This window comes from Limnospira platensis NIES-39, from assembly GCF_026000695.1.
In the GTDB taxonomy this organism is placed as follows: Bacteria; Cyanobacteriota; Cyanobacteriia; order Cyanobacteriales; family Microcoleaceae; genus Limnospira; species Limnospira platensis.
Genome location: NZ_AP026945.1, coordinates 3,622,324 through 3,647,244, shown reverse-complemented (window position 1 = coordinate 3,647,244; position 24,921 = coordinate 3,622,324). Strand labels below are relative to the sequence as shown.

22 protein-coding genes are annotated in these 24,921 nt (G+C 43.8%); 21 read left to right on the top strand and 1 reads right to left on the bottom strand.

Going from position 1 to position 24,921, the window contains the following annotated elements:
* Positions 1-6: 6 nt before the first annotated feature.
* The 6 genes from csm2 to csx2 are packed head-to-tail and all read left to right on the top strand — an operon-like array spanning position 7 to position 5,815.
* On the top strand, positions 7-483 hold the full coding sequence (gene csm2, locus N39L_RS17885) for a type III-A CRISPR-associated protein Csm2 (protein ID WP_006619021.1): 477 nt from the start codon (positions 7-9) through the stop codon (positions 481-483).
* Positions 483-1,427 carry a type III-A CRISPR-associated RAMP protein Csm3 gene (gene csm3 / locus N39L_RS17880; RefSeq protein WP_006619022.1) on the top strand — a complete coding sequence of 315 codons (945 nt, stop codon included), beginning with the start codon at positions 483-485 and terminating at the stop codon, positions 1,425-1,427. Before csm2 ends, csm3 begins: the two co-directional genes overlap by 1 nt.
* A 9-nt stretch (positions 1,428-1,436) precedes the next feature.
* Complete coding sequence (gene csm4 / locus N39L_RS17875) at positions 1,437-2,477, top strand: type III-A CRISPR-associated RAMP protein Csm4 (protein WP_006619023.1); 1,041 nt, start codon at positions 1,437-1,439, stop codon at positions 2,475-2,477.
* 11 nt (positions 2,478-2,488) lie between these two features.
* The gene (gene csm5, locus N39L_RS17870; protein ID WP_006619024.1) at positions 2,489-3,757 is read left to right on the top strand and encodes a type III-A CRISPR-associated RAMP protein Csm5; all 1,269 of its coding nucleotides are present in this window, start codon (positions 2,489-2,491) and stop codon (positions 3,755-3,757) included.
* A 7-nt stretch (positions 3,758-3,764) separates the two neighbouring features.
* Entirely contained in the window at positions 3,765-4,523 is a 759-nt protein-coding gene (cas6, locus tag N39L_RS17865) for a CRISPR system precrRNA processing endoribonuclease RAMP protein Cas6 (protein ID WP_006619025.1), read from the top strand.
* 14 nt (positions 4,524-4,537) lie between these two features.
* On the top strand, positions 4,538-5,815 hold the full coding sequence (gene csx2 / locus N39L_RS17860; protein WP_006619026.1) for a TIGR02221 family CRISPR-associated protein: 1,278 nt from the start codon (positions 4,538-4,540) through the stop codon (positions 5,813-5,815).
* A 419-nt stretch (positions 5,816-6,234) separates the two neighbouring features.
* Here the strand turns inward: csx2 and N39L_RS17855 are convergent, their stop codons facing one another.
* Positions 6,235-6,411: a hypothetical protein gene (locus N39L_RS17855; RefSeq protein WP_162097037.1), complete on the bottom strand. Its 177-nt coding sequence runs from the start codon at positions 6,409-6,411 to the stop codon at positions 6,235-6,237.
* Here N39L_RS17855 and N39L_RS17850 point away from each other — a divergent pair.
* The 15 genes from N39L_RS17850 to N39L_RS17780 all read left to right on the top strand — a co-directional run bounded on the left by N39L_RS17850 (position 6,361) and on the right by N39L_RS17780 (position 24,896).
* Positions 6,361-7,272 carry a Rab family GTPase gene (locus N39L_RS17850; RefSeq protein WP_014275916.1) on the top strand — a complete coding sequence of 304 codons (912 nt, stop codon included), beginning with the start codon at positions 6,361-6,363 and terminating at the stop codon, positions 7,270-7,272. The genes N39L_RS17855 and N39L_RS17850 overlap by 51 nt on opposite strands.
* 11 nt (positions 7,273-7,283) lie before the next feature.
* Positions 7,284-8,099: a P-loop NTPase family protein gene (locus N39L_RS17845; protein WP_006619028.1), complete on the top strand. Its 816-nt coding sequence runs from the start codon at positions 7,284-7,286 to the stop codon at positions 8,097-8,099.
* Between the two features lie 24 nt (positions 8,100-8,123).
* Positions 8,124-9,023: a hypothetical protein gene (locus tag N39L_RS17840; RefSeq protein ID WP_006619029.1), complete on the top strand. Its 900-nt coding sequence runs from the start codon at positions 8,124-8,126 to the stop codon at positions 9,021-9,023.
* A 42-nt stretch (positions 9,024-9,065) separates the two neighbouring features.
* Positions 9,066-11,255 carry a hypothetical protein gene (locus tag N39L_RS17835; protein ID WP_014275915.1) on the top strand — a complete coding sequence of 730 codons (2,190 nt, stop codon included), beginning with the start codon at positions 9,066-9,068 and terminating at the stop codon, positions 11,253-11,255.
* A 71-nt stretch (positions 11,256-11,326) separates the two neighbouring features.
* Positions 11,327-12,883 (top strand): hypothetical protein, encoded by a 1,557-nt coding sequence (locus N39L_RS17830; RefSeq protein ID WP_014275914.1) that lies wholly within the window; start codon positions 11,327-11,329, stop codon positions 12,881-12,883.
* A 71-nt stretch (positions 12,884-12,954) separates the two neighbouring features.
* The gene (locus N39L_RS17825) at positions 12,955-14,463 is read left to right on the top strand and encodes a hypothetical protein (protein WP_014275913.1); all 1,509 of its coding nucleotides are present in this window, start codon (positions 12,955-12,957) and stop codon (positions 14,461-14,463) included.
* Positions 14,464-14,534: 71 nt separating this feature from the next.
* The gene (locus N39L_RS17820) at positions 14,535-15,644 is read left to right on the top strand and encodes a hypothetical protein (protein WP_014275911.1); all 1,110 of its coding nucleotides are present in this window, start codon (positions 14,535-14,537) and stop codon (positions 15,642-15,644) included.
* 19 nt (positions 15,645-15,663) lie between these two features.
* Positions 15,664-16,854 (top strand): VWA domain-containing protein, encoded by a 1,191-nt coding sequence (locus N39L_RS17815; RefSeq protein WP_014275910.1) that lies wholly within the window; start codon positions 15,664-15,666, stop codon positions 16,852-16,854.
* 48 nt (positions 16,855-16,902) lie between these two features.
* Positions 16,903-17,886 carry a hypothetical protein gene (locus tag N39L_RS17810; protein ID WP_014275909.1) on the top strand — a complete coding sequence of 328 codons (984 nt, stop codon included), beginning with the start codon at positions 16,903-16,905 and terminating at the stop codon, positions 17,884-17,886.
* A 69-nt stretch (positions 17,887-17,955) separates the two neighbouring features.
* Positions 17,956-18,957, top strand: coding sequence for an ARC6/PARC6 family protein (locus tag N39L_RS17805; RefSeq protein WP_014275908.1), 1,002 nt, complete (start codon positions 17,956-17,958; stop codon positions 18,955-18,957).
* Positions 18,958-19,029: 72 nt separating this feature from the next.
* A complete protein-coding gene (locus N39L_RS17800) occupies positions 19,030-20,499 on the top strand; it encodes a vWA domain-containing protein (protein ID WP_006619014.1) in 1,470 nt (489 codons plus the stop codon).
* A 30-nt stretch (positions 20,500-20,529) separates the two neighbouring features.
* Positions 20,530-20,919, top strand: a complete 390-nt coding sequence (locus tag N39L_RS17795; RefSeq protein ID WP_014275907.1) for a hypothetical protein — start codon at positions 20,530-20,532, stop codon at positions 20,917-20,919.
* A 12-nt stretch (positions 20,920-20,931) separates the two neighbouring features.
* Positions 20,932-22,323, top strand: coding sequence for a vWA domain-containing protein (locus N39L_RS17790; protein ID WP_006619016.1), 1,392 nt, complete (start codon positions 20,932-20,934; stop codon positions 22,321-22,323).
* Positions 22,324-22,373: 50 nt separating this feature from the next.
* A complete protein-coding gene (locus N39L_RS17785; protein ID WP_006619017.1) occupies positions 22,374-22,922 on the top strand; it encodes a double zinc ribbon and FHA domain-containing protein in 549 nt (182 codons plus the stop codon).
* Positions 22,923-23,000: 78 nt separating this feature from the next.
* Positions 23,001-24,896 (top strand): protein phosphatase 2C domain-containing protein, encoded by a 1,896-nt coding sequence (locus tag N39L_RS17780; RefSeq protein ID WP_006619018.1) that lies wholly within the window; start codon positions 23,001-23,003, stop codon positions 24,894-24,896.
* Positions 24,897-24,921: the final 25 nt, after the last annotated feature.

Sequence of the window (24,921 nt, the reverse complement as noted above, 5' to 3'; positions counted from 1 at the left end):
ATTATTATGACTCCCAATCAACCGAGACACAATTCAACACCTCAATCAGCATCATCCCCAACTCCGGATCGAGAGATAATTAAAGCTATTCACAAGTTGAAACAGGACAAGAAAAATGGGACTCTCAAAGATTACCCAATTCGAGATCTGGTTAAACACGCTGAGATTTTCGGGCCTTATCTCAAAAACAAGAGGTTAGAGACCAATCAGATCCGCAAGTTTTTGGATGCCATTAATCGTTTGAAAGCCAAACTGGCTCAAACTGAAGCAAATCAGAATCAGCTTTTTGCCGAAATTGAACCGGAAATTGTACTTCTCAAACCCAAGTTAGCTTATGCAGCAGCCAGACAAGAGGCAGCCAAACCTTTGAGTGATGTTATGTCTGCTGCTATCGATCATGTACATTCTTTAGAAGATTTTGAACGCTTAGTTCAATTAATCGAGTCCATTATTGCTTATCATAAAGCCGAAGGAGGAAAATAATGACAGTTATTGAAAGACCTCAAACCCCCCTAGTTGGAAAGTTAAAAATTACGGGAACTCTGATTGTTGAAACGGGACTGCATATCGGTGGTGGCGGAGAAACATTGGAAATTGGAGGACTGGATAAACCTGTGATTCGCGATCCGGTGAGTCAATATCCATATTTGCCTGGTTCTTCGATTAAAGGTAAACTTCGAGCCATTTTAGAAAGATGGCTTAATAAACCTTTAAATCGAGGGGGAGGAAGCGGAACATACCGTTATGAAAGTGATGATCTAGAGAGTGGCTATACAGAGATTCAAGCGGATCAGTATGTTGAATATGAAGGCGCAAAAACCTGTGAAGTTAGCCGTCTCTTTGGCTCCACTGGTGGTTCTAAGTGTTGGATTCCTAGCGATATTGCTCAGTCACAGGAATTAGGTGGTCAGGGAAATAAAACCATTAATGGTGTATCTCATACGAAGATTAAAGGCAGAAATTGTCCGGCTCGCTTGATTGTTCGGGATTGCCATTTAACTCCCGAATCAGCAGAGCAACTTCGTAACATTGACACTGGGTTGTATATGACTGAGTGGAAGTTTGAGAATGGATTAGATCGGGTGACAGCAGCGGCTAACCCCAGACAATTAGAGCGAGTCCCAGCCGGAGCGAAATTTACTTTTGAAATGGTTTATACCGTTGAGGATGAAAATCAGGCGATTAAAGATGTCAAAAACTTAGCGATCGCTCTGTCAATTTTAGAAGATGATGCCTTGGGGGGACATGGTTCTAGGGGTTACGGAAAAGTGAAATTTGAGAATTTTAATTTTGAGTACCGTGATGCCAAACAATACGAAAATATTGCCAGTGGTGGCGGTACTTCTATTAACTTCCCATCCCTCAAAAATACGGCTGAATTTTTAAGCAGATTTAGCGAAATTCAATCTCAGTTACCAGGCAGTTAAACCTAGATTATGAGCAACTACAAGCGAGTTAGCCTGAATTTCGGACAACACTCTACCCATTTTGGTGAAGTCGGAATTGGAGTTGAAGAAACGAGCGAACGGGTGCGTTCTGATACATTATTTAGTGCGCTGATTATTTCCTATGCTCGGTTGTTTGGAAAAGATGCCGTTGAAGATTTACTGCAATCTTTTGAATCATCGCCTCCTTTTCGGGTCAGCTCAACATTTATTTACTCTGAGGATGGTCAGAAAAGGATTGACTACTTACCAAAACCTCTCAAATTTCCGCGCGGGTATCCAGTAGGAAATGATTTAGAATTTACCAAGACTTACAAAAAAATTCACTACTTACCTCTGGATATTTGGCAACGCTGGTATCAAGGTAGTGGTTTTACGGGGACCGATCGCACCGAATTGATTGATTATACTAACCAGGCTAACAGTTCTGGTAATCTCAAAAATTCGGGAATTTTTGACTATAGCCAAGCCTATCAAATCCATAAAACTCCCAAAGTAGCGATCGACCGACAAACTCGGGCGACTAATTTCTATCATACTGGTTTTGTACAATTTAATAAGTCCTGTGGATTGTACTTTTTAATAGATTTAGTTAACGTCGATAAAGACTTAGAAAATAGACTTTTTGCCGCCTTAAATTTATTGGGGGATGAAGGCTTAGGCGGTGAGCGTTCCAGTGGCGCAGGACAATTTAAACCCACTTGGTCAGAGCTATCTGATACATGGAAAAAGTTGCTTAACTGTCCTCAAGCAACCGACTACAGTTTAATCAGTTTGCTTTGGGAAAATCCGATTTCGGATATAGTCCATAATGATAGAGCTAGTTATGGAATACTGGAACGAGGGGGATGGATTTCCTCTCCCTTTTCTGGGCGACAACTGCGACGTAAAAAAGTGCGAATGTTTGTCGAAGGCTCGGTATTTCCAATGCCTACTAACGGACAATTAGCGGATGTAACTCCCTACCAATTTCAAAAATTACATAAAGTGTATCGGAGTGGAATTGGTTTTAGCTTGCCTATTATCCTATAACAACAATAGTCATGGTTTCAGCTTTGAATATTTCCAAGCCTCAAGTTTATGAAACTAGAACAATTCAGTTATCGAGTCCGCTTTTACACATTGGCTCTGCGGTGTCTCGGCTCAACCCATTTGAATATGTTCAAACCAGTCAAAGAGTCTATCTTCCAGATCAAGAAGCTCTGGCTAGAGCGTTGTCAAATCGAGGAAAATTGCATGATTATATCGGTGCGATAGAGCATCGACAAGAAATTCTCAGTATTCTGGAATCAGCTTTTGGTAAAAATTGGCAAAATGCTGAAGATATTTTGGGAAATCCTATTTTTCCACTAGGAGCAATTGACAGGAAATGGACTGATGAAAAAGTAACTGATTTACGGCCCATGATTCGTAATGGATTCGGACAGCTTTACATTCCCGGCAGCTCAATTAAAGGTGCCATTAGAACAGCGATCGCTTATTACTTACTCAAAAATGCTGATCAGTACGGAGTTCCTAATTCTAACCGAGTGAGTGCGATCGAGGAACGACTGAGGCAGCAGTTAGATAATGACCACTTGAAAAGACAACAAAAGTGGGCAGACGATGAGCTATTCATGGATAGTTTATTTGCGGATTTCTCATTAAATTATCAGGGTAAATCAATGGCAGAGCGTACCGGGCCTAATACTGATATTATGCGAGCTGTTCAAGTCACTGATTCTCAACCTCTAATTGAAAGAAAAGTGACGATTAACAACAGACAAGTTACTTTTAACATTCCCGTTGTAGCTGAAATTCTGGTTTCTAGTCATTTTGAAAATGAGAATGCTAAATACAGAGCTTCTATTTATGCAGAAGTTGTCCGAAATGTTAAAACCAAGTTTACTTTGTCCTTAGATACGGAAATGTTATCCTGGTTTCAACACAAAAGAGGCATGAAAATGCCTTTTAAATCCGTTGATGAATTGCTGAAAATTTGCCAAAGTTTTGCTCAAGAACAGTGGGATGGAGAACATGATTACTGGAGCATGGTTAAAAACCAAAAGCATCAAGGTAAAAATCTTGATTTCACAGCGATTAGAGATTTTTATGAACCAGAAAGATGCCCTTATCATTTGCGAATAGGTTGGGCTAGTGGGATGACCGGAACAACCGTAGGATGGCTATTTGCAGATGATTTGAGAGCAAAAATTAGAGATACTTGTGGGATAAAAGCTCCCAACTTTGAAGCTCCCAAATCTCGTCGTACTGTGGTCGATCCTCAAGGCAATATTAAATATGTCCCGGGGTGGGTAAAGTTTCGAGGATAATTAATTAATGCTGATTCGTTCAACTTGGACATTGACTGTTTGTGAACCGATAACACTTCCTAGGTCTTACGGCTTGGAGTTGGTTAAACAACTTCATCATCAATTGGGGTTAGGAATTGGTCTCAATATGATCCCTGACACTAGCTTTTCTAGCATCAGGGGACGGTACTTGGGGGCTGGAGATTTCATTACATTTCAACCTGAAGAGTTTTATCAGCTAACCTTTTCTGGTTTGCAAGAAAAAAGTTCTAAAGCGATCGCATCTCTTGATTTATCTGGTGGTTTAGAATTTTTAGGATTTAAATTTAAAGTTACCGATCGCCAAGATAATATCACAAGTTACGAACAACTTTACACCACCTTAGTAGCTAATGAACCGGAGCCAATTTTCGAGTCTAACCTCAAGTTTACAACTCCCACCGCTTTCGCCCAAAAATCGATAAAGCTCCCCCTTCCAGTTCCCGGACTGATGTTTCGGAGTTGGCTGCAATCTTGGAATAATTTTGCTCCGATTTATTTGGGTAGTGGAGAATTGATTACTTATTTATCAAATGCGATCGCTCTGAAACGTCATCGAATTTCTACTCAGTTATGTAGAATTGGGAAAGACTCAGTTAATGGATTTGTTGGTGAAATCACCTTAAAGGCATTGTACAAAACCGACCCCCTACTGGTCAATGTCGCGAATTTGTTGGTTCAATATTCTGAGTTTTCAGGAACTGGAATTAAGACAAGATTGGGAATGGGTCATACCGAAACTTATTAAAGGATTAATTAATCATGAGAACCGCCATCACCAAAATCATTTCTTTTCTGGGATTCAACTCTTACGAAGTTACCACATATAAACATCCTACTCAGTCAATCCATTTGACCACAAAATACTACCAAGAGGCTTTGGCTGAATTTTATCAGCCCCAGAAAATATATATTTTCTTGACTCCAACAGTTGAAACCAAATGTCCTGGTAGGGGAGACCAGAAAGAAGATCGCTCAAATTGGCATCAACTTGAAGAAATATTGGCACAAAAGTTTCCTGATATTGAGATTGTCCCAGTCAAAAACATTCCTGAGCGGAATAGTCCAGAAGATATCTGGACAATTTTCAATAAAGTTAATGAATGTTTGGAAGATGGCGATCGCGTAATTTTTGATATTACTCATTCATTTCGCTCTGTGCCAATTGTTGCGCTTTTGGCAGTTAGTTATTTTCGAGTGGTGCGAAATATTACCATCGAAGGTTTGCTTTATGGTGCATTTGAAGCTAAGGAGAATGGCATTACCCCCACCTTTGACCTTTTACCAGTAGTCCGCTTGTTTGACTGGCTTACAGCAACGGATCAGTTTCTGAAAACTGGGAATGGTGAAGACTTGGCGAAATTGTTGCAAGAGGCAGAGGGTCATACTCAAGCATTGGGCGATCGCATTTTAGAAATTTCTCAAGGTTTGCAATTATTGCGTCCCATGGATGTCATGACCGCCGCCGCAGCTTTACCGGAAAGTATTGAACAAGGTAAACCAGACTTAGCACGAGTTGTGCCACCTTTTGAACTATTATTAAATCGTGTTGTGAGTGAGTATGGTCAATTTGCTTTAGCTGAACCGAAAAACTATCAAGTCAATGGCAAAGCTGCATTACAGAAACAGTTTTTTGAGATTGAGTGGTATGCAAAGAAGGGTCTATATGTCCAAGCTATATCACTAGGACGGGAATGGCTACCTTCTCTCCTCTGTTATAATTTTGAACTCGATCCAATGGATAAACAAGCACGGGAAGAAATGGAAATCCTTTGTTGTGGTGGTAAAGTGGGAGAGCGTGAGTCAATTTACCGCAGTCAATATAAAGAGATTGAAGAATCTAAGCGTAAGATGATCAATCAATTATGGAATAATCCCCCTTGTAAGTTGGCTAATTTACGCAATGATGTTCTTCATTCTGGTTTCCGTAAAGATCCGAAAAGTGTTGAAGATATCAAACAAACATTACAAAAAATTGTCGAAGACCTGAAAAAAATTGCTCAGGTATGGGGTGTATTTGATGAAGAGTATAAAAGCTAAATTTTAATAGTTAGCCTGTCATTCATTCGTCCAAACCCAGAGCCAAATATGCTTCACAAGTAAAAGTTGAGCCAGATCCGGTATGAAAATCAGTAATTGAAAACAATCAACATGAGACTGGCAATTTCGGAAACTTGGCGAACTATCAGTTAGTCACATCGAACGGGCCCCCAAGTAGGGGCGATCGCCGCTGTAAATGGCTTCTACACAGAGATTAGAGGTAATTGATCAATTAAATTTTTCTAAATTTGCGTAAATTTATCGGTTGTCCCTGATAGGTAGATAGATGATCAGCCCACCGGATGGCCATCTCTAACTGAGGATAACTGCAATCGGAGGATAACCTTTAGAAAAGTTTACAGTCCCAAGATAGATTCCAGTAGATTTGTGTTTGATAATAAGGGGATACCATTAGGCCTTTAAGCATTAGGTTTAATATAGTGAAAGTGCCTCACTGTAAGGGTTGTAGATTCTATTAACCCACATTTTGTAGCACCCTTTTTTAGAACTTTCGCGGGGGGAGGGGCGATCGCCTCTGGGTCAAAGTGGCGGCGCGGAGGTGGTGGGATGCGATCGCCAACTGGAAGTCTCGCCATAGACTCACCCAGAACCGACTTACCCAGAACCGACTTACCCAGAACCGATTGACCCGACCACCATGTTTAGACCTTTTTATTGGAACTTTTCCTATGGGCGTTATCTATATCGGCGATCGCAATACGGGCAAAACTTCCCTAGTGCTGGAACTGGCTCATCCCAGCAGCCAGTTCGTCAAAGTCACCGATCCCCTTTACAATCAGCTTAAAGCCCTTCTGTATAATGACCAGGAGGGAAAAACCATGGCTACCGATGCCAGCCAGGCTACCTACGATCGCCAACTGGAGATCGAAGTGACCCTGCCCAGCCGACCCAAAAACATCTATACCGAATGGATAGATACACCAGGGGAAATATGGCGATCGACTTGGAAAAACGACAACCCCGACGAGTGGAGAAAATTTTTGAAAACCGCTCACAGCAGTCAAGGCGTGTGCCTAATCCTGTCCCCCTACCGGGAAATTATCCGCCAGGGGGATGGCATCATTCAGGAAGACTTTATCACCCGCAAACAATGGATTCAACGATTTGAGCGGTGGGTAAAATTTTTCCGCCAAGACTGTCGCCAAGCCAAACATCTGGTTCTGTGCCTGAACAAAGCCGACCTGATCCGAGGCATCGACCTGAAAGAAGAAGCCCGAAAACTAGCTTATCATCCCGTGGATGCCGAGATGAACTGGATGCAACGCAACGACTACGTTTTCAAAAGGTTTTTCGGTCCCCTACAATCCCACATCGCCGAACTCAACCAATATACCTCCGGTTTATCGGTGAGATGTTTCATCACTAGCATTTACAGCCGGGAACTGGTGGAACTTCCTTGGATTTATCTGGGCACTTATCTTAGTAGTAACCAATAAAGGAGTCAGCTATGGGCAACATTTGCGTAATCGGCCCCAGGGCATCTGGAAAAACCACCTATCTCGCCGGACTCAGCCAGTTTCCTGAGTATCAGGGTTCCCGTAGCCAATACAGCATCGAACCCCTGAACGACGAGACTTACAGGCTCGCCGAAGATGCCGAACAGACAATTTGCAAAGGGTTAGCGGTTGAACCGACTGTGCTAGGCGATCGCATCAGAAGTGTCGATGACCTTCCCGACTACTCCTTTAAAATCGAAGTGAAACCGGGATTCCTCAAACCCAAAATCGATATCCAACTCACAGTTCGCGACTACCCCGGGGAAGTGTTCGATAAAATTCTCCAGCCTTCCCCAGACCCGATTCTCGAGGAATTTATCGACGAATGTTTTAGGGCGGACGTGGATGGTTGTTTGCTGTTGTTTACCGAGTGGGAAAGCAGCCGAGATAGTTTTTATAGCCGATTGATCAAGCAATTTGTAAAAATTATGGACGAACACGATCGCCTAGATAACTATCGCCTAGCCGTAGCCATGAGTAAATGCGAACGGGGGGAAATTTGGCCGGGACGACTCGACCCGGAAACCGACCTATTTGGCATTTACTTGAAAAAAACCCTCACAACCCTCAAAAAAAACATTCCTCCCCAAAACTTGCGGTTTTTCGGGATGTCAACCTTCGGCGTGTTGGGACAGTCTGACCCTCGCCCCAACCGGGCGGATGCTGGGGGAACTGACGGACGAGTCTCGATTTTACGGGAGCAAAACCGGTGGCAACCTTACAATTTAGTTGAACCGTTGTGTTGGTTAAGTACCGGCAAAATCTGAACTTGAAGAGTGAGTGAGTCGATCATGCTATTTGACAACAAAACCAACTCGAAATCATTATCCATCAAAACCTTGGGCGGAGAGTCGGCGGTGCGAATTATCGGCGATCGCAGTTCCGGGAAAACCACTTATTTGGCATCCCTGGCTTACTGGCCCAACGCCAGCCCCGATAATCCCGTGCAAACCGTCTCCCCCCTTGGCGAAGACAGCGAGGAACTGGTAAACAAAGCCAGAGACATCCTAGAACAGGGATTATTACTCGAACCCACCAACCTCCACGATATCGACGCGGTGAAGGACTACACCCTCAGCATCACCCTCAAAGATCGCTTTTCCTGGTTGCGGGGGTCGGGAAAGATGGTGCAAATCAACGTCAGTTGTAAGGATTACAGCGGGGAGTTTTTCCGGGATTTGGTGCATAAAAGTGGCGATCCGATGCTGGATGATTACCTCGACGATTGCTGTTTGGCGACCGGGTTAATGGTACTCGTCGATGGAACCTCGCACCGCAAGGATAAGGAGTATTGCGCGGGGATCGAAAAACTGGTGGTGGAACTCGATCGCGCTGAGTTGAAGAACCAACATCGACGGATTGCCTTTGTGTTGACTAAGTGCGAACAGTCGGAGTTGTGGGTGAACCGCCACGAACCGAAAAAGTTGGCAAACATGAGATTTCCCAAACTCTCGGCCCAACTGGAAAGCTATTGCCAATTAAACCGGGTGGGGGTGGAGTATTTCACTACTTCCGCCTTTGGGATTTTGGGGAAACAGTACCCCGAACCCAACTCGAAACGGTTGAGGCGATCGCGTGATGGGACAACTTCCGTGATTAAAAAACCAAAACTCTGGCGGCCCTTTGGTTTAGTCGCCCCCGTTTACTGGCTTTGTACCGGAAAACGCCACCCGGAACTCGATCGCGACTAATGGGATTTTCCCAATGTCCTCATTTGCAATCCTTTCACAGCCATGACGATGATCTACATTCACGAATTTAGTACCGGAATTGAAGTGAAACGAACTCCCGGCGGCGGGTGGGAATCGGGGGGATTTACCGGAAAGTACATCAATTGTACCCGTGACATTCCCCAGCAGATATTAAATGCCATTTCCAGTGGCAAATTTTCCTTGTCAGAAGGGGGCCTCCCAGAGGAACCGGCGATAGTGGGGCGACAGGTCGGGGGATATTCGGTGGTAGCCGTCGTCAGCCGGGGACGGGACGATCGCGGGCGGAGTCTACCGCTATACCGCTATTTTTGGTGTGAGGGAAAGGACTATATCGAGGCAATTTTGCGATGGAAGGATAAGCTTCCCGTCTTCGATCCAGATAACAAACCCCCGTCAACCGGACACCGTTTAAACCCTGATTCACAGACTGTTCAATTAGATAAATTTAGAGAATATTTACACGACTCATCACCAACCATCGTTATTAGCCCTAAAAAACGCTGTCAACCGTTGATATTAAACGCGATCGCGAAAGAGAGAGCGAAAAAACAAGGCGAGGACTATTCTTGGGCTTATAATGTAGCTGCCTTAGAAAATCCCTGGTATTTCCAAGTAATTTATCCCGCCAGTTCCGAAGCGGAAGCCCTTTTCAAGGAAGTTTTAGCCCGTCGTCCCCGTGATTCCGTATTTATCTCTGGGGAAGGGGAGATTAAAACCGCGATCAAAGCTATCATCAAAGGTCGCGTCAAACCCGAACACATCAACAACTTGCAAATCGCTTTAGCCAACCCCAAAGTTGATGATAAATTTTGGAACAAACTCTTAGATGGTCAAGCAGCATCCAAAGCCTACAAAGACAAAATATACTCCGAAACGATGGTTATGCTGTTGACCTTAAAAGCCATACTGATACCGAAATTCTTGCCCGACTTTTTGATGTGGATGCAAACCGCCCCCAAGCCGGATGACTGTTGGGAATCTTGCCACAAATTGCAGGCATCGATTCTCGCAGAGTACAAAAAGAACACCCCCAGCTTGCCATCTCTGACTCGAAATATTAATGACGGAATTTATAGTCTTCTCTCGCGCTTAATCACAACACCAAAATCATCCCAATCCGACAGCAAAATTAAACATAAACTCCGTGGTTTAGTGCATTCCACAGTTGATATCCCACAACTTGTTAAAGCGACTCAATCCTTACTCAATGAAAACGATGGGTTGTGGTCGCTGGTTTACTATCTGTATTTCGCCAAAGATTTGGCAGATTCTCTCACCCAAATACCAGATTTATGGCAACCAGGAATCATCACAGATTACTCGGAAGAAAAGGCAGAATTCTTAACACATTTACAGCCTTTTTGGAAATATCCCCGCAAAACTGACAAGAAATATTTACCCTTAGCTCAATTGTTTGAAGAACTAAGTTTTCCACATTTCGCCGCCATTTTTTATCAAATCTCAACGGGTAACGTTCCTCAAAATATATTTAACCAAGTATCTCCCAAAAGGGGTGTTAAAAAAGGTACGCTATTCGAGATGACGCTAATTCGCCAAAAAGGATGGGGCGACCATCTCCATTCGGCTTTAGATGCGGGGATTGATTTTGTCACAGAAAATTTAAGATTGATTATAAGAGGGATGGTAATAGGTTTATTATTAGTAGGTGGAATAGGATTGACAACAATAGGGATTATAAGTTTGATAGCAAATCAGTCTAACAAGGCTTTGGAGGCAAGGATGGACGAGAAAATAGCCACTGTCACGGCTGAATCAAAATCTCAACAAACATCAAAAACAGACACGAATAACCCAGAGACTTTGACGGACATTAGTGATGAAAATAAAGGACGTTTTCACAGAACAAATGAGGCAATAAAGGCAATGATTACTAATTTAACTCCTGACATAAATAAACTAACACCAGAACAACTAACTACAATAGGTATTCGCGACAATGTACAGGATAATCAAATGTATATAGTTTTATTTTGTGTCAAAAGAAGATTAGAACTCGAACCAGAATTTCAATATGGAGAAATCGGTAAAGATAACGAAAGATGGCAAGAATTTAGTGACGCAATTAGGAAGTATCAGGAAGCCAAAGGAGCAAATACTCCTGATGGCGTGATTGATGAAGGTGGTCGAACACAAAAATGGTTGGAGGAAGATATCAGAAATCAATGCTTAAACCCCCCAGATGGAGGCTAAAATATGTTAATGATTTTACAGACAGGATGCCTGTGCTATGGGGTTCGATTGGTTAACGGAAACAGTACATTATGACACTCTCTGTTTATATGCCTGAGTCGCCATTTGATTTGGATAAAAATGAGATTAAAAAGGCGGTCAAAGCTATCATGAATGGCCGCATAAAGCCGGAACACATAAACAACTTGGAAATCGCTTTATTTTATCCCCAAATGGATGATAAATCTTGGCATCAGATTTTAGATGGTCAAGCAGCATCCAAAGCCTACAAAGACAAAATATACTCCGAAACGATGGTTATGCTGTTGACCTTAAAAGCCATACTCATACCGAAATTCTTGCCCGACTTTTTGATGTGGATGCAAACCGCCCCCAAACCGGATGACTGTTGGGAATCTTGCCACAAATTGCAGGCATCGATTCTCGCAGAGTACAAAAAGAACACCCCCAGCTTGCCATCTCTGACTCGAAATATTAATGACGGAATTTATAGTCTTCTCTCCCGCTTAATCACAACACCAAAATCATCCCCATTGGACAGCAAAATTAAACATAAACTCCGTGGTTTAGTGCATGACAAAGTTTATATCCCACAACTTGTTAAAGCGACTCAATCCTTACTCAATGAAAAGCAGGGTTTGTGGTCGCAATTTTACCGCGTGTATTTCGCCAACGACTTGGCAGATGCTCTCAGCCAAATACCAGATTTATGCGAACCAGGAATCATCACATATTACTCGGAAGAAAAGGCAGAATTCTTAACACATTTACAGCCTTTTTGGAAATATCCCCGCAAAACTGACAAGAAATATTTACCCTTAGCTCAATTGTTTGAAGAACTAAGTTTTCCACATTTCGCCGCCATTTTTTATCAAATCTCAACGGGTAACGTTCCTCAAAATATATTTAACCAAGTATCTCCCAGAAGGGGTGTTAAAAAAGGTACGCTATTCGAGATGACGCTAATTCGCCAAAAAGGATGGGGCGACCATCTTGATTCGGCTTTAGATGCGGGGATTGATTTTGTCACAGAAAATTTAAGATTGATTAGAAGAGGGATGGTAATAGGTTTATTATTAGTAGGTGGAATAGGATTGACAACAAGAGGGATTATAAGTTGGAAATCACATCAGTCTAACAAGGCTTTGGAGGCAAGGATGGACGAGAAAATAGCCACTGTCACGGCTGAATCAAAATCTCAACAAACATCAAAAACAGACACGAATAACCCAGAGACTTTGACGGACATTAGTGATGAAAATAAAGGACGTTTTCACAGAACAAATGAGGCAATAAAGGCAATGATTACTAATTTAACTCCTGACATAAATAAACTAACACCAGAACAACTAACTACAATAGGTATTCGCGACAATGTACAGGATAATCAAATGTATATAGTTTTATTTTGTGTCAAAAGAAGATTAGAACTCGAACCAGAATTTCAATATGGAGAAATCGGTAAAGATAACGAAAGATGGCAAGAATTTAGTGACGCAATTAGGAAGTATCAGGAAGCCAAAGGAGCAAATACTCCTGATGGCGTGATTGATGAAGGTGGTCGAACACAAAAATGGTTGGAGGAAGATATCAGAAATCAATGCTTAAACCCCCCAGATGGAGGCTAAAATATGTTAATGATTTTACAGACAGGATGCCTGTGCTATGGGGTTCGATTGGTTAACGGAAACAGTATATTATGACACTCTCTGTTTATATGCCTGAGTCGCCATTTGATTTGGATAAAAATGAGATTAAAAAGGCGGTCAAAGCTATCATGAATGGCCGCATAAAGCCGGAACACATAAACAACTTGGAAATCGCTTTATTTTATCCCCAAATGGATGATAAATCTTGGCATCAGATTTTAGATAGTCGAGGAGCATCCAAAGCCTATCAAGACAAAATATACTCCGAACCGATGGTTAGGCTGTTGACCTTAAAAGCCATACTGATACCGAAATTCTTGCCCGACTTTTTGATTTGGATGCAAACCGCCCCCAAGCCGGATGACTGTTGGGAATCTTGCCACAAATTGCAGGCATCGATTCTCGCAGAGGACCAAAAGAACACCCCCAGCTTGCCATTTCTGCCTCGAAATATTAATGACGGAATTTATAGTCTTCTCTCCCGCTTAATCACAACACCAAAATCATCCCCATTGGACAGCAAAATTAAACATAAACTCCGTGGTTTAGTGCATGACAAAGTTTATATCCCACAACTTGTTAAAGCGACTCAATCCTTACTCAATGAAAAGCAGGGTTTGTGGTCGCAATTTTACCGCGTGTATTTCGCCAACGACTTGGCAGATGCTCTCAGCCAAATACCAGATTTATGCGAACCAGGAATCATCACATATTACTCGGAAGAAAAGGCAGAATTCTTAACACATTTACAGCCTTTTTGGAAATATCCCCGCAAAACTGACAAGAAATATTTACCCTTAGCTCAATTGTTTGAAGAACTAAGTTTTCCACATTTCGCCGCCATTTTTTATCAAATCTCAACGGGTAACGTTCCTCAAAATATATTTAACCAAGTATCTCCCAAAAGGGGTGTTAAAAAAGGTACGCTATTCGAGATGACGCTAATTCGCCAAAAAGGATGGGGCGACCATCTTGATTCGGCTTTAGATGCGGGGATTGATTTTGTCACAGAAAATTTAATATTGACGAGGGTAATAGGTTTATTATTAGTAGGTGGAATAGGATTGACAACAAGAGGGATTATAAGTTTGATAGCAAATCAGTCTAACAAGGCTTTGGAGGCAATAAGGGACGAGAAAATAGCCACTCTAAAGGATGAATTAAAATCTTTGACGGAAATTAGTTCTGAAAATAAAGGACGTTTTCACAGAACAAATGAGGCAATAAAGGCAATGATTACTAATTTAACTCCTGACATAACTCAACTAACACCAGAACAACTAACTACAATAGGTATTCGCGACAATGTACAGAATAATCAAATCTATATAGTTTTATTGTGTGTCAGAAAAATATTAGAACTCGACCAAAACTTACAATATGGAGAAATCGGTAAAGATAACGAAAGATGGCAAGAATTTAGTGACGCAATTAGGAAGTATCAGGAAGCCAAAGGAGCAAATACTCCTGATGGCGTGATTGATGAAGGTGGTCGAACACAAAAATGGTTGGAGGAAGATATCAGAAATCAATGCTTAAACCCCCCAGATGGAGGCTAAAATATGTTAATGATTTTACAGACAGGATGCCTGTGCTATGGGGTTCGATTGGTTAACGGAAAGGGTGCATTATGAGACTCTATTTCTATATACTGGCTGGTCTAATATCTGCTTTGCTGGGGTGGAATATCGCCCAGGTGTTCCTCAGCGATTTCGGCTGGCTGCAAGGGTTTCCGGAAATTGTATTGTTTCCCTGCATGGCGATTTCCCTGGCAATTGGCAGCGTCACTAACGAGATTTTTATCAGTAACCCCACCCGTCCTAAACTGAGTGTGCGGATGCTGGGAGTTCCCCTGATGTTGGCGTTTATGGTGGGACTGATAGCTGGTGTAACAGCGGGGGGCATTTCCCAAATTCTGTTCGACCCTAGCCTGGGAATTTCTCCGGTGAGAATTCGGGTGTTTGGTTGGCTGGTGGTGGGAGGTTCTGTGGGTTTGGCTGAGGGGTTGAGTTGGCGACATCATAGCCTGGAGGCGGGAAACCCCAAACGCTTTTACCTGCGCCTATTTATGAGTATTTTGGCGGCGAGTATTGCCAGTCTCATCGCGGCGGGTATTTTTGAGCTGATGCGTTTGCTAGGGCTGATGCCAGCGGCTTTTAAACCCTACGAAGACCCGTTGGGGTTTGCGGTGTTGGGGTTGTGTTTGGGTGTGGCATTTTGCATCACGAATGCTTCCCCCAGTTACCTGCCGGCTTTGAGGGCGGGAAGCGGATTTGAGTACAAGGGATACGAGTACAAAGGTATTGATGTTTTGGATGAGAAAAACGAAGATGATTATCCGAAAATTAATCCCTCTAAGCTGCGATTTATTACTTATCGATCGCACGACGAATTTGATGATAATGAAATTGAGGAGGGAATTTCAATCGAACTGCCAAGGCGGGGCATGATTCGGATCGGTTCTTCTGTGAAATCAGAAAACAAAGCGGATATTTATCTGCCCCATCTGCTCCCGTACCTGGCAAATATTAAAATAGAAGGAAACCGGGCTTTTTTAACGCCCCATAAGAAAGAATTCCTGAAAATTGCGATTAACGGAACCCGACTTAGCTCTCGACGTAAAGTTTCACTAAAACACAACTATGTTATTACATTCTATACCGAAAAATCCGAAAGTTTTAAAGTCCCGAAATTCTACCGGTTTGTATTTTATAATCGCTTTTTCGATCCGATGGCTTAGTGGTAGTGCGATCGCATTGATGATCGCGTCCCCAGTTTTCGGACAAACGGCGGAAATTGTGGGTCGTCCGAGGATAAACAATGACAATGTTACCCTGCGCCTGCAAGTCACCGATGGGAGAGATCGTCCGGTCATACAATTGCAGAAGTCGGATTTTCAGGTGATTACAGATGATGAACCTGTGGGCATAAAATCTTGGAAAAGTCCGCAAGAAAGCACCCCTCCTCCGGCTTGGATTGTGGTTTTAGTTGACTTGAGTGGGAGTATGAACGAACTAGATACGAGTGGAAAGCGAAGAATAGATGGTGCCCTGGACGCGACGCGACGATTTTTAGAACAAATTAGCGATCGCGGTGGTGATACGAAGGTGGCGATCGTTCCGTTTGGGGAAGGTGGCAGAAACTGTCCGGGTTTCGAGGTGACACAGCGGGGGATTAACTCCAAATTTTTCCCGGCGAATGATATCAAACAAACCAACTTTCTGGATTATCTGGCGGCGCAAACACTTTGTGCAGCTACGGATATTTACGGTCCGTTGTCAGAAGCGATCCGAGTCCTAGGAAATCGGCAAGATCCACGGTTTTACGTTCCGGAAGATTCGGGTAGACTGGAACCTCGGCTATCGGTGATTCTCCTCTCGGACGGCTTCCACAATCAACCGAACGAACAACAAGATTTCGATAATTTAATTACCTTACTGGAGAGAAATAATAACATCATTGTTCACACTCTCGGCTATGGCTTGACCCCCCAACAGGTGGGGCAAAAATATAACTTGGGACGAGCGGCAACTCGAGCTGATGCTGATAAAAATCCCAAATTGGCAACGGAGTTTGTGGATAAAGAACGTCTGCAGACTATTGCGGAAATAACAGGAGGAATTGCGGAATTTTCAGGAAACGCCAATGACATTGCCAGGAACTTGCAACTTTTCCTAGATTCCCTGTTGGGAGAATACGAGATTGTTTACCAGCAACCGAACGCGGAACGGGGAACGCAACACGAAGTTTTGGTAAAAGTGACGGTTAATGGCCAGGAAATCCAGACGGAACGGAGAACTTACACGATGACGGTTTTTGGGCGATCGCTTCCCCAGAAAACGCGCTTAATTATGACTGGCATCCTCTTATTGATGCTGATTTTGGGAGGGGTTATCCCTTTCTTGATCTGGAGCAATTCTATGAAAAGAGAGGCGGAGCATGATTTTTGATGATGGTTTCTATATTGTTACTTGACAATCTGAGGATAACTGTATAAAATGAGTATAATAACAAAAACAAATCAGACCGTGAAATGCTTTAAATATCGCTTAGTTTTTTTCCTGTTGAGCGGTGGGTTATTGGTGGGCTGCGAGGCTGTCTCGGAGGTGTTGCCAACGGAGGTATTAAACCATCTCCCTAAGGGTCTGACTAACTCCTTAGAATGTCCGGAGATGCCCAGTGGTTCTTTGTCGAATCCAGAGGCGATCGCCATAGATAGCCAAAACTTTGAACGAACGGGAATTGTGCGATCGGGTGAGGATACGGGTTTTGTGTTTTCGGGTGAAAAAGGCAAACTATTAAGTTATCGCTATAATGAGGGAGTTTGTGTTTGGATTTACGCGCCAGATAATAGTTTAGTATTGGGTAATGAATTACCTCTTAATGGGAGGTATACGGTTCATGTCGCCTCACTCGGAGGAACCAGAAATTTCGAGATAGAAATGAGTTTGTCGGCTCCGGTCGCAGCAATACCGACACCGCCACCAACACCGCCACCAACACCCGCACCAACACCCGCACCAACACCCGCACCAACACGCACAGCGACCCAGACAGCGACCCAGACAGCGACCCAGACAGCGACCCAGACACGCACATCAACGGCAAGACCAACACCCCAAAGAACTGCCAACGATACTGGTCGATCGCCTAGACCTCAGAGGCAAGAAACAGCGATCGCACCCTTTAGGCGATCGGATTTTCCGAAATCAAGTTGTGGCGATCGACTGCCAACTAATCGGGCAGACTATCCAGTTAGATTTTATCCGGTCAACGTTCCTGATAGTGAAAGTAACTTACAACGAACAAAAGCGATTTTTTGTGGAGATGCCTATCGAAAATATCGTCATGCCAATGGTGATTATCTGATTCAAGTTGCCTCATTTACCAGTCGTTCAAGGGCGGAGGCTTTTGCCCGAATGGTTAACGAAAAAGTCTCAGGAGCAAGTGTTGGAGCAGTGAGTGTAATCAATGAACCTTGATTGAGACTGAATGAGTCGATAGCCCAGATCAACCCTATAAAATATATGTAAATCCGGGGATTCAATGCTATGATAATTAAGTTCAAGCTACTAATGCGGGTGATATCGATCCTATTTTTAGGGGGATTATGGGGCTGCGAAGCTGTCTCGGAGGTGTTGCCAACGGAGGTATTAAACCATCTCCCTAAGGGTCTGACTAACTCGTTAGAATGTCCGGAGATTCCCCGTGGTTCTTTGTCGAATCCAGAGGCGATCGCCATAGATAGCCAAAACTTTGAACGAACGGGAATTGTGCGATCGGGTGAGGATACGGGTTTTGTGTTTTCGGGTGAAAAAGGCAAACTATTAAGTTATCGCTATAATGAGGGAGTTTGTGTTTGGATTTACGCGCCAGATAATAGTTTAGTATTGGGTAATGAATTACCTCTTAATGGGAGGTATACGGTTCATGTCGCCTCACTCGGAGGAACCAGAAATTTCGAGATAGAAATGAGTTTGTCGGCTCCGGTCGCAGCAATACCGACACCACCACCAACACCGCCACCAACACCCGCACCAACACGCACAGCGACCCAGACAGCGACCCAGACAGCGACCCAGACAGCGACCCAGACAGCGACCCAGACAGCCACAGCGACATCAACTCAAACTCAAACTTCTAGGAATTCTCCCCAGATAGATTTGACCCAGGAGCAAGCGGTAACATTAGTGAATAGATGGTTGAGTTCTAAAGGGCGTATTTTTGCGGCTCCTTTCGATCTTCAGTTAGTTCGCCAATATACTTCGGGCCCTTTATATGAAAATATTACACAACCTAATGGTTCGATAGATTGGCTTCGCAAAAATAATTCGTATTACACCTATCGGGAATCAAAAGTGATCAATGTTGTTTCTTTTTCGGTTTCCGGCTCTCGTCCAGAATTAATCGTTACTGTCTACGAAGATCGAACATTCCACACACCAACGGGGATTGATTCGCGTCTATCTGGTGCGAGTCAAGGGAACTATCGATATTGGTTTGTCAAGGATAACGGACGGTGGAAAATTAATGACGGCAAAGCCGTCAATTGATAGCCCAATTAATGATAATCATAACCAATGATTTTTAAATTTAATTAAGTGCATTTTTACCATTAAAAAACCATGATAATTCAGTTAAATAATATTACCAAAAAAATCAATAAACCGCTACTTTTTGGTTTATGTGGGGGAGCTGGATGTTTGCTGGGGGCGCTAATTTTCGGTGAAATATGGCTGTATCTAACTCGACAACCTCCGGGGTTTCTCACCAAGCCTCAAGCGGTGGTTATGCTGATAGACACATCTGGAAGTATGAGCGGATCAAAACTGCCGGAGGTGCAAAGGGCGGCATCGGAATTTGTGAGCCGACAAAACCTGAAACGCGATGATTTAGCTGTGGTGGAATTTTCCAGCCGGGCGAGTGTGGTGGCAGATTTTACCCGCGATGAAAGGGAACTACAACAGGCGATCGCTCGCCTTTCCGCCTGGGGAGGAACTAACCTCAGCGAAGGCTTCAACCTGGCAACTTCTGTCCTCCAAAATAGCGATCGCCCTGGCAATATTTTACTGTTTACTGACGGCGAACCCAACAATCGTCGGATGGCCGCATCCATCGCCCAACAAATCCGAGCCTCTGGAATTAATTTGGTCGCGGTGGGAACGGGAGACGCACCAGTTAACTACTTAACAGCTTTAACAGGTGATCCAGATTTGGTGTTTTATGCCAACTTTGGCGACCTTGACAGTGCCTTCCGGGGGGCAGAAAAAGCGATATATGGACAACAACTGGTCGAGTCGGATGAAAGCGGTAATTATGGCTTCTTTTTCGGTGTTTTTCGTATTGGTGTATGGACGGTATTTTTGGCGGTAGGAACTTCCCTCGCCTTGATTGTCGGACAAAATTACAACCTGCGTCGTCGCCTCCTCTCTTGGGAAGAAGGGAGTTTAGGAGCTGGGGGGGCTCTGATGGCTGGATTCATTGGGGGAGTTGTGGGTCAAGTGGTGTTTCTTCCCAGTGCTTACCTTCCGGTTTTGTCGGTGGTGGCTCGACTGACGGGGTGGACGGTACTGGGAACCCTTGTCGGTGGTGGAATGTCTCTATTTGTGCCTAACCTACCTCGGAAAAATGCGATGATAGCGGGGGCTGTGGGAGGTGTTTTTGGTTCTTTAAGTTTTCTGGTTTTGGAAGCGGTGACAGGGGTGATTTTAGCGCGTTTGGCAGGGGCGACAATTTTGGGATTTTGTATCGGGTTGGCGATCGCATTAAGTGAAAAATTATACAGTTCATTGTACAGTTCGGCGCTGCTGTGGGTTCACTGGAATAACCAAGAATGTACGATGGTTTCTCTGGGAGAAAAGCCCATCGAAATCGGCAGTTCCCGAAATGCTCATGTTTATTTGCCCAAAGATGCAGGATTTCCGGAACAATTCGCTCAAATTTTTATAGAAGATGGTCAAGTTATACTAGAATTTGACTCGTCTCTGTCACAGCATCCTAAATTTGGGAAAATGAAGCGATTTAAACAAGAACTAAATGATGGCGATCGCCGCCAGTTTGGAGATATTATATTGGAAGTTCAAGAACGGCTTTGAATGAGGTGATCTTTGATGAATTTTCTGTAAATGGTTCAATATACACTTTACCTGTTAAGCACCAGTCAACCCGACTCCCAGCCGGTATCCTATAATCTGAATATCAGTGAAAACGAGGAAAACAACCCGGAGAGTATTTTTAAGTCAAAATTGCGTGAAAAAATGCGATCGCAATTGCAACAACAAACCGCCTGTGCCATTAACAATGCTAACCTAGAAAAAATCATAAAGACATGGCTAGAAGATATCCGAGAAGGCTATCGAACCACATCTATAACGTTGGATTTACCCGCCCTAGAATTCGAGGAGATCCACCAAATACAAGATTCGGGCGATCGTCGAATTCCCGATTTATTCCCTCCCAATTTTTCGCAAATTGAACCCCAAGGCGGCGCTTTACCTCCCTTGGATTTTACCTAAATTTCACCAACCATGCTGAACGTTACTATCACGCCCCACTTAGAATTTCTCAATGCTGATAAAGCTGGACAAAAGCTATTTGTGATGCTGAAACTGCGACCTAATGCGGAGGTGTCCGCCAGTCGTCCCTCGACCACATTTAGCTTTGTGATCGATACCAGTGGCTCCATGTATGAAGTTTTGGAAGGGGAGGAGACTATACCCACAGGTAATAGTTATTTCCTGGATGGAAAGCAATATACACAAGTCACCGGGGGAAAAACTAAAATTGACCAGGTGATCGAATCCCTCGAACGTCTGGTCAGTTCCGGCCAAGCTGACTCCCGCGATCGCATTGCATTGGTCCGGTTTGATGACTCCGCGTCGGTCCTGCTTCCCCTGACTGCATCGACAGATACGGCATCTTTGAAAAATGCGATCGGTCAACTCCGAAATTTCAGCGGCGGCACTCGCATGGCTTTGGGAATGGAAGAGGCTTTAAACATCCTGAAAAACTGCGATCTCAGCAGTCGCCGTACTCTCATTTTCACCGACGGACAGACCTTTGATGAAAGCGATTGTCGAGACCTGGCGACACAATTCGCTGAGGCGGGAATCCCCATTACAGCTTTGGGAGTTGGCGAGTATAACGAGGATTTGTTACTGTATTTGAGCGATCGTACTGGGGGCCGAGTTTTTAATGTTGTGGAAACACAAACGCACACCGGAACCACGGATATTCCTATTTCCGAACTTCCTAATACAATTTTTGAGGAAGTTCAACAAGCTCAATCGGAAGTGATCAATAACCTCAAGTTAAATATTAGCACAGTCAAGGGTGTCAAATTAGCACGAATTAGTCGCGTCTATCCCGATAGTGCTGAAATTGCCCTGGATAAAAAGCCTTATTTAATTGGAAGTGCGATCGCCAATGATGACACTGTTTTTATGCTGGAATTTGACCTGGAAAGTCATAGCCAGGCAAAGGTTCGCATTGCCCAACTTGGTCTGACTTACGACATTCCGGGACAGCAACGGCGGGGCGAACTTCCACCCCAAAATCTGGTCCTTCAGTTTGTAGCCGGACACGGAGGAAGCGCCCAAACCAACCCGGAAGTCATGGGATATGTGCAGCAGCGAAATATCAGTGGAATTGTCGATCGCGCCGCCAACCTCGCTGATCAAAATCCCGAACAAGCGGCAGAATTGCTGGAAACCGCCCGACGATTAACCGTTAAAATTGGCAACGACGCAATGGTTGAATCTCTCAACCTCGGCATTGAAGAAGTCCGCAAAACTCGCAAACTTTCTTCTGGAACCCGCAAAACCGTCAAAATGGGAGCCAAAGGTAAAACTGTCAAAATGAGCAACGATTCCGAGTTGGGTCTTTCCGAAGACCAAATTCGCAATTTGACCGGATCATAAATGATTCCAACTCTCACTAAAATATTAGCCCTTTATTAGGAGATAAAATCATGTCTATTACTTGTCCAAGCTGTAGCTATGATAACCTGGATGATGCCGAATTCTGCGAGGTCTGTGGTACAGAATTGAACACTGCCACATCTGTGCCCGCCCCCTCTGATACCGTTAGTAATTCCAGCCCCGAACTTTTTCCCTTCACTCCCTTTGAGGAAGTCGATCTTTTCCCCAAAAACGAACCCCTCACTTTCCCTACGGCTACCACTGCGCGTCTGGTCGCCAAACAAGCTAACGCACCTCAACCTGAATTTCGTTTAGATGGTGTGGCACTGGTGGGAGTTTTTGACCCGGATATGGGGCCGGTGGATATCGATTTAGAAAACTTTGCCGGGGGAGAAACGGTATCGCGCCATCACGGAGAAATTTACCCGGAAGCGGGTAATTGGATGATTAAAGACTTGGGTTCAACTAATGGGATTTTCATTAAACCAAAGGGTCAAAGTCGCTTCGGAGCAAGGATTACTAGCCCAACTTGTCTTAATCCCGGTGATGAGGTGGCTTTTGGAAAAGTTCAGTTTGTGTGGGCAGATTCTGAGTTTTAATTGACTCAATTAGGAGATAAAAAACTGGGATTATCTCCTGTCTTATGGTTCAACTTATACGGATGATTAAATGGGCTCGTGATTTCAGAAAATACCTGTTTACAAATCGGAGATTTTGTGGTAAGAGTTGCCGCCAACCTGGGTCAACGCAACGATCGCATTCACTATTTTAAAGTAAGTCTGGAAAATGCAGATAGTGAACATCCTCAACTGGGACTTTTGCGAGTGGGTTCGGCAACGGGTTTGTTACAACAAGAGCTACAATTGCGGGAAACTTTGGCGGATTATAGTTTAGTTGCACCCCTACTCGCTAACATCACGGTTCCTGATCTGTCTGAAATTGTGCAAGAACCCTCGACAGAAGAAACCATCGAAGCTGACCATATCACCCCGGAATTAACTGCCCATCAAGACCACGAATTATCGACTTTATCGAGTCCTGATGAGTCTGTGGAAATCCCCGAAAATTCGGAGGATATAGAGCAGTTAACAAATGAAACAGAAACCGCCGAAGATACAGCAGAAAGCATAACCGAAAACCAAGAAAATCAGACCCCAGAAAATACGGCGGAAAATATCACGGATAATCAAGATTTATATGAAGGCTCTGATCCGGAGACAGATGAGGGAGAAAATTACCTGGAACCCGAATATTATCCTGAAGAAAATCTAGCGGGTGATGAAGGCGATCGCCTATTGGTATTGACCGAATTTCCCCATCCTGATCGGGTATTAAGTCAGTGGTTAAAAAATACTCCGAACACCCTGGAAGTTTTAAAAGCGATCACGCCAATTTGTCAATTATTTTGGTATTTCCATCAACGTCACTGGTGTGCGATCGACATCGACCCAGATTTGTTAGAAATCGGTCAACCCATTCGCTGTTTTGACCTAACTGGCGTTTACCCAGAAGACACCCCAATGAGTTCTGGAGTCATGGGAAATTACTGTGCCCCCGAACTAGCATCCCATCCTATTCCTAGTGAAAAAAGCAGCGTTTATACCATTGGTGCTGTACTGTATCATGGGTTGTATGGACGACATCCAGAAGGCGATATTCTGGATGTTAAAAATTGCTATATTCCCCATGTTTCACAACTGCTAACCACCTCATTATCTGTGGTTCCTGATGAGCGTTTTTCCTTGTCACAACTGCGGAGTTTAGTTATAGAAACTCGCAAAATCTTGAGGGGCGATCGCGTCAATTGGGAAATCGCCAGTGAATCTACCCTGGGACTGTCTCCCCGACGACTCCAAAATGAAGATAGCTACGGAATTGCTCAAATTAATCAAGGAGCATCTGACCAGGTGATTTTAGCAGCTTTGGCGGATGGTATGGGAGGAATGGCGGCGGGTGAGGTGGCCAGTCGTTTGGCGGTGAAAACGGTTATTGATGGATTTCGCCAGGAAGAAGAAAATATTTCAAAAAACAGCAGCCAGTGGTTAATTTCTATTGTTGATCGCGCTAACTCGGCGGTATCTGAGGCGGTAAATAATGGCGGAACTACGTTAAGTTTAGCCTTGATAGAGTCCCGAAAATTGGCGATCGCTCATGTGGGTGATAGTCGCATTTATCGGGTGAGTGACGGCAAAATTGAGCAGTTGAGTGAGGATCATTCTTTGGTGGCGCTGCTGGTCGCCAGCGGTCAAATTTCCGCTGAAGAAAGCCTCGAACATCCCGATCGCAATGTTTTGACTAAATCCTTGGGCTCGAAACCCAATCTTTCCCCGGGTTACGTGCAAACGAAAAGCGATATTCAATTGCAAGATGGCGATCTAATTTTGTTATGTTCCGATGGAGTCTGGGATTTAATTAGTAATGAGGAATTTATCGAAATTTTTAGCCCATCTCAACCATTGCAAACTGCTGTTAATGAAGCAATTAAGTTAGTGCTACAACGAGGCGCACCCGATAACGCGACTTTGTTGGCATTACGATGTAGTATTACTCCCATTGCTGTTAACTTTAATTGAGTTGAGTCATCATGAAAAACCTTAA